Origin of the sequence: Saccharomonospora sp. (genome assembly GCF_027317685.1) — a bacterium.
Classification (GTDB): domain Bacteria; phylum Actinomycetota; class Actinomycetes; order Mycobacteriales; family Pseudonocardiaceae; genus Saccharomonospora.
The window spans coordinates 1-4,610 of the sequence record NZ_DAHVQP010000106.1 but is presented as its reverse complement, the minus strand read 5'-3'; the positions used below and the strand labels follow the sequence as shown (position 1 = coordinate 4,610).

Annotated in this window: 7 protein-coding genes; 3 read left to right on the top strand and 4 right to left on the bottom strand. The window is 67.0% G+C overall.

The window, feature by feature from the left end:
- Positions 1 to 13: 13 nt before the first annotated feature.
- The gene (gene rpmB, locus M7H19_RS12110; protein ID WP_037308681.1) at positions 14 to 205 is read left to right on the top strand and encodes a 50S ribosomal protein L28; all 192 of its coding nucleotides are present in this window, start codon (positions 14 to 16) and stop codon (positions 203 to 205) included.
- A 108-nt stretch (positions 206 to 313) separates the two neighbouring features.
- On the opposite strand, the gene M7H19_RS12105 is transcribed toward rpmB, so the two are convergent.
- The 3 genes from M7H19_RS12105 to M7H19_RS12095 all read right to left on the bottom strand — a co-directional run bounded on the left by M7H19_RS12105 (position 314) and on the right by M7H19_RS12095 (position 2,568).
- Positions 314 to 991, bottom strand: coding sequence for a uracil-DNA glycosylase (locus M7H19_RS12105; RefSeq protein WP_298180885.1), 678 nt, complete (start codon positions 989 to 991; stop codon positions 314 to 316).
- A gap of 120 nt (positions 992 to 1,111) precedes the next feature.
- Positions 1,112 to 1,582 (bottom strand): GNAT family N-acetyltransferase, encoded by a 471-nt coding sequence (locus tag M7H19_RS12100; RefSeq protein WP_298180886.1) that lies wholly within the window; start codon positions 1,580 to 1,582, stop codon positions 1,112 to 1,114.
- A 17-nt stretch (positions 1,583 to 1,599) separates the two neighbouring features.
- A complete protein-coding gene (locus M7H19_RS12095) occupies positions 1,600 to 2,568 on the bottom strand; it encodes a thiamine-phosphate kinase (protein ID WP_298180884.1) in 969 nt (322 codons plus the stop codon).
- A gap of 130 nt (positions 2,569 to 2,698) precedes the next feature.
- Between M7H19_RS12095 and M7H19_RS12090 the strand changes: the two genes are divergently transcribed.
- Together M7H19_RS12090 and M7H19_RS12085 are read left to right on the top strand one after the other, a co-directional pair.
- A complete protein-coding gene (locus tag M7H19_RS12090) occupies positions 2,699 to 2,932 on the top strand; it encodes an Lrp/AsnC ligand binding domain-containing protein (RefSeq protein ID WP_298180883.1) in 234 nt (77 codons plus the stop codon).
- A 19-nt stretch (positions 2,933 to 2,951) separates the two neighbouring features.
- Entirely contained in the window at positions 2,952 to 3,515 is a 564-nt protein-coding gene (locus M7H19_RS12085; RefSeq protein ID WP_298180882.1) for a DUF3515 domain-containing protein, read from the top strand.
- A 22-nt stretch (positions 3,516 to 3,537) separates the two neighbouring features.
- Here the strand turns inward: M7H19_RS12085 and M7H19_RS12080 are convergent.
- Positions 3,538 to 4,610, bottom strand: a 1,073-nt coding sequence (locus tag M7H19_RS12080) for a D-alanine--D-alanine ligase family protein (RefSeq protein ID WP_298180880.1), incomplete at its 5' end; no start/stop codon positions are given.

Here is a 4,610-nt window from a genome sequence, read left to right as displayed (position 1 = left end):
AGGAGTGTTCGACGTGGCTGCCGTGTGCGACGTCTGTGGCAAGGGGCCGGGCTTCGGCAAGTCGGTCTCACACTCTCACCGGCGCACCAACCGCCGGTGGAACCCGAACATCCAGACCGTGCACGCCAGGGTCGGGCTTTCTCAGAAGAAGCGCCTGAACGTGTGCACCTCCTGCATCAAGGCGGGCAAGGTCGTTCGGGGCTGACGCCTCGGGCTTTCAACGTCGAACGGCTCGGTGACCGTCAGGTCGCCGAGCCGTTTTGTCGTGCCCATAGAGTTCACCGCCGCGGCAGTGCCTGCGGCCACATCGCGATCACGGCAGTTTCCAGTCGACCGGCTCGGCCCCCTGCTGTTGCAACAGAGCGTTGGCACGGCTGAACGGCCGTGATCCGAAAAAGCCGTTCCGAGCCGACAGTGGACTCGGATGCACCGACTCCACGCACGGCACCGAGCCGAGCAGTGGCTTGAGTTTGCGCGCGTTGCTGCCCCAGAGGATCGCCACCATGGGCTTGTTCCGTTCGGCCAACGCCACGATGGCCCGTTCGGTGATCTCCTCCCACCCTTTGCCCTGGTGGGAGTTCGGTTTGCCCGGCCGTACCGTGAGTGCCCTGTTGAGCAGCAACACTCCTTGCTCGGTCCACGGGGTGAGGTCGCCGTTGGACGGTTCCGGATACCCGAGGTCGTCGCAGTATTCCCTGAAGATGTTGACGAGGCTCTTAGGCAATGGACGCACACCCGGCGCGACCGCGAAAGACAACCCGATCGGGTGGCCGGGTGTGGGATAGGGGTCCTGGCCGACGATCAACACACGGACTTCGTCGAATGGCTGCTGGAACGCGCGGAGGATCTTGTCACCCGCGGGCAGATATGTACGTCCTGCCGCGATTTCGGCGCGCAGGAATTGGCCCATAGCGGTGATTTTGTCGGCGACCGGTTCCAGCGCCTCGGCCCAGCCCGGTTCTAGGAGCTCGTGCAGTGGTCGTGCGGTCACGACACGGCAGCTTAACTCAGTGGGTGATCCCACCGGCCCGGGCGTACTGGAACGCAGGACACGTCTACACAGCCTGCGGACACGACTACGCAACCTGCGGACACGGCCGCACGGGATGGTTCACAGGGGTTTCGCCAGACACAGGCTCAGCGGTTCGTTCGCATACACACCGAACTTCGGCATGGTCTCGTAGCCCGAGGAGTGATACAACGCGATGGCCTCGGGTTGTTTGTCACCCGTTTCCAGCACTATCCGCGTTCGTCCCGCTTCCCTGGCCGTGTGTTCCAGCTCCGCGAGCATCCGTCTTGCGAGACCGCGTCCACGCATGGCGGGCACGACGTACAGCCGCTTCATCTCCGCGTCACCCGGCGCCAGCGGCGGCTCGGGGTCGTCGTGCTTCCTCCACCCACCGCACGCCACGGGCGCTCCCTCGACATAGCCCACGAGGAACAACCCGCCGGGCGGCGCGAACTCTTCCGGGTCGACCGGCGTGACATCCGGATCACCGTAACGAGTGACGTATTCCTGTTGTACCGCGTCGATGAGCTTGGTCGCATCGGGGTGGTCGAACGGCACCGCGCGAAACTCCACGGCACCAGTGAACACGTTCAGTTCCAGTGCTGCCAACCGTTTTCTCTATTGTACGGGCCACCGTCCACGGTGACACCGATGTCGGGCCGACCCACGGACCCGATCACCGACCAGCCCTCGGGCAGGGCCGCGGAGGACGGGAACGTCGCCGCGAACGCGTGGTCCTCTCCCCCGGTGAGTACCCAGTGCATCGGGTCGGCTCCGAGTGCCGTACTCACATCGATCAACCTCTCGGCCACGGTGAGCTTATCGGTGTGCACATCGATGCCGACACCGGAAGCCTCGGCGATGTGCCCGAGGTCGGCGAGCAGCCCGTCGGAGACGTCGATCATCGCGGTGGCCCCGGCCGACGCCGCCGCGGGACCGGCCGCGTACGGGGGTTCGGGGCAGCGTTGTGCGTTCACCACACTCACGGGTGACCGGAATCCGCGTCCCAGCACGGCGAGTCCCGCGGCGGCCCAGCCGAGCCGGCCGTATACGGCCACGACGTCGCCGGGCTGAGCACCTGAACGTGTCACGGGTGCCCGGCCTCCGAGGTCCCCGAGCGCGGTGACGCTCACCACGATCTCGTCGGCTCGCACCAGGTCACCCCCCACGACTCCCACGTGGGCCCGCTCCGCCTCGGCCGCCACACCGTCCAACAACTCCGTGGCCACGGAAGCCGGTGTGTCCGAAGGGCAGGCCAACGCGACGACCACCGACATCGGCACGGCCCCCATGGCGGCGATGTCGGCGAGGTTGACGGCGACGGCCTTACGACCCACGTGGGTCGGGGTGGACCAGTCCAGCCTGAAGTGCACGCCTTCCACGAGAGAATCCGTCGAGACCACCACGCGCCCGTCCGGCGCGGCCACCACGGCGGCGTCGTCACCGGGGCCCAGCAGCGTCGTCGACGGCTGCGGCCTGCCCGCCGTGGCCTGTCGGATTAACCCGAACTCACCGATCGCCGCGACGGTGTCCGTCCCGGACGCGGGACTCTCTCCCACACCTACCTCCGGTTATTACGTCGACCGCGCCACCAATTGTCGGATATCCGAACGTCGCAGGTCTGCGGTACGTTGCTGGCTACATTCCTACCTTCTCGCCCGATCGCCGGAACCGAAGGGGAGCAGCGCTGTGGTCCACGCATACATCCTCATCCAGACCGAAGTGGGCAAGGCCGCGGCCGTGGCCGCCGAGATCGCCGACATTCCGGGCGTTACCACGTCCGAGGATGTCACAGGGCCGTACGACGTCATCGTGCGCGCCGAAGCGGAGAACGTCGACCGACTGGGTGAACTGGTGGTCGCGCGGATGCAGAACGTGGACGGCATCACGCGCACCCTCACCTGCCCGGTCGTGAACCTGTGAGCTGTGATGTAGTGGAGACGTGAGCGAAACCGGTGCACCACCCCGGATTCTGATCATTGTCTCCGCGTCGTTGGCCACGGTGCTGGTCGTCGCGATCACCGTGCTGGGTTTCGTGCTCTCGTCCGGCACCGGGTCGGACGATGGGTCGGACGGCTCGGACGACTCCGCGCCCGGTCCGTTGCCGTTGGTCGCCGTCCCCGCCCCCGAAGCCGACTCCGAGGAGTGCGCGGGCCTCGTCGAGGCGGCGCCACGCGAACTGGATTCGAGCGGGGAGCGGCTCGCCTCACGCGAATTGGCGGAGCCCGCACCCCCGGCCACACTCGCGTGGGGCGAGGACGACCCGGTGGTCCTGCGGTGTGGGTTGGAGCGTCCGCCCGAACTCACCCCGTCGTCGCCGCTGCGCCAGATCGACGAAGTCCAGTGGCTGTATGTCGAGGGCGAGGGCACTGCGACGTGGTACGTCGTCGACCGCGCCGTGTACATCGCCCTGACCGTTCCGGAGACCGCGGGGACGGGACCGCTGCAACAGATCTCCGAGACGGTGGCGAAGGAACTGCCCGCCGTCCCGTTGGATTTCGAGTGAACGGTCCCGACCGGGATCCCACTCAGCGCAGGCCGGTGCCGCGGGCCAGCGCCGTCTCCACGAGCGTGGTGAGCAGTGTCGGATAGTCGACCCCGGTGACCTCCCACATCTTCGGGTAGGCCGACGTGGTGGTGAAACCGGGCATGGTGTTGACCTCGTTGACGGTGAGGGTGGCGTCGGCGCCGACGAAGAAGTCCACCCTGGCCAGGCCTTGACAGTCGAGGGCGGCGAAAGCACGCACAGCCGTCTCGCGAAGGCGCTCGGTGACCGTGTCGTCAAGTTTGGCGGGGATATCCAGTTCGGCGTCCTCGCCGAGGTACTTGGTCTCGAAGTCGTACCAGGCGTCGGCGTCGTCGGACAGCACACGGATCTCGGCGGGGAAGGACGCTTCCACCCGGCCGTCGGCGAACTCCAGCACACCGCATTCGACTTCGCGTCCCACGGTCTCGGCCTCCACGAGCACCTTGGGATCGGTCTTTTTGGCGTGTGCGATGGCGGCGTCCAGTTGCGACCAATCGGTCACACGGGAGATGCCGATGGACGATCCGGCGCGCGCGGGTTTGACGAAAACGGGCAGACCGAGGCGTTCCCGCTCCTCGGCGGGCAAGGTGTGCTGGCCGCGGCGGACGACGGCGTAGCGGCCGACCTCCAGTCCCTCGGCGGCGAGCAGTTTCTTGGCGTACTCCTTGTCCATGGCGGCCGCGCTGGCGAACACTCCGGCACCCACGTAGGGGATGTCAGCCAGCTCCAGCAGTCCCTGGATGGTGCCGTCCTCGCCGAAAGCACCGTGCAGCACGGGAAACACCACATCCACCGCGGACAGCACCTCGGCGGGTTCACCGGCCTCCAGGCTCACCACGCCGCCCGTCGTGGGGTCTCCGGCCAGCACCAGCGCCTTTCCGTGCTCCACAGCGGGCAGTTCCCGGCCTTTGATGCGCAGCTGCTCGGGGTCGCTCGTGCCGAGTACCCAGCCACCTTCCTGGGTGATACCGATGGGGACGACCTCGAACCGGTCGGGATCGAGGTTCGCCATGATGCTGCCCGCCGACACACAGGAAATGGTGTGCTCGGTGCTTCGACCGCCGAAGACGACGG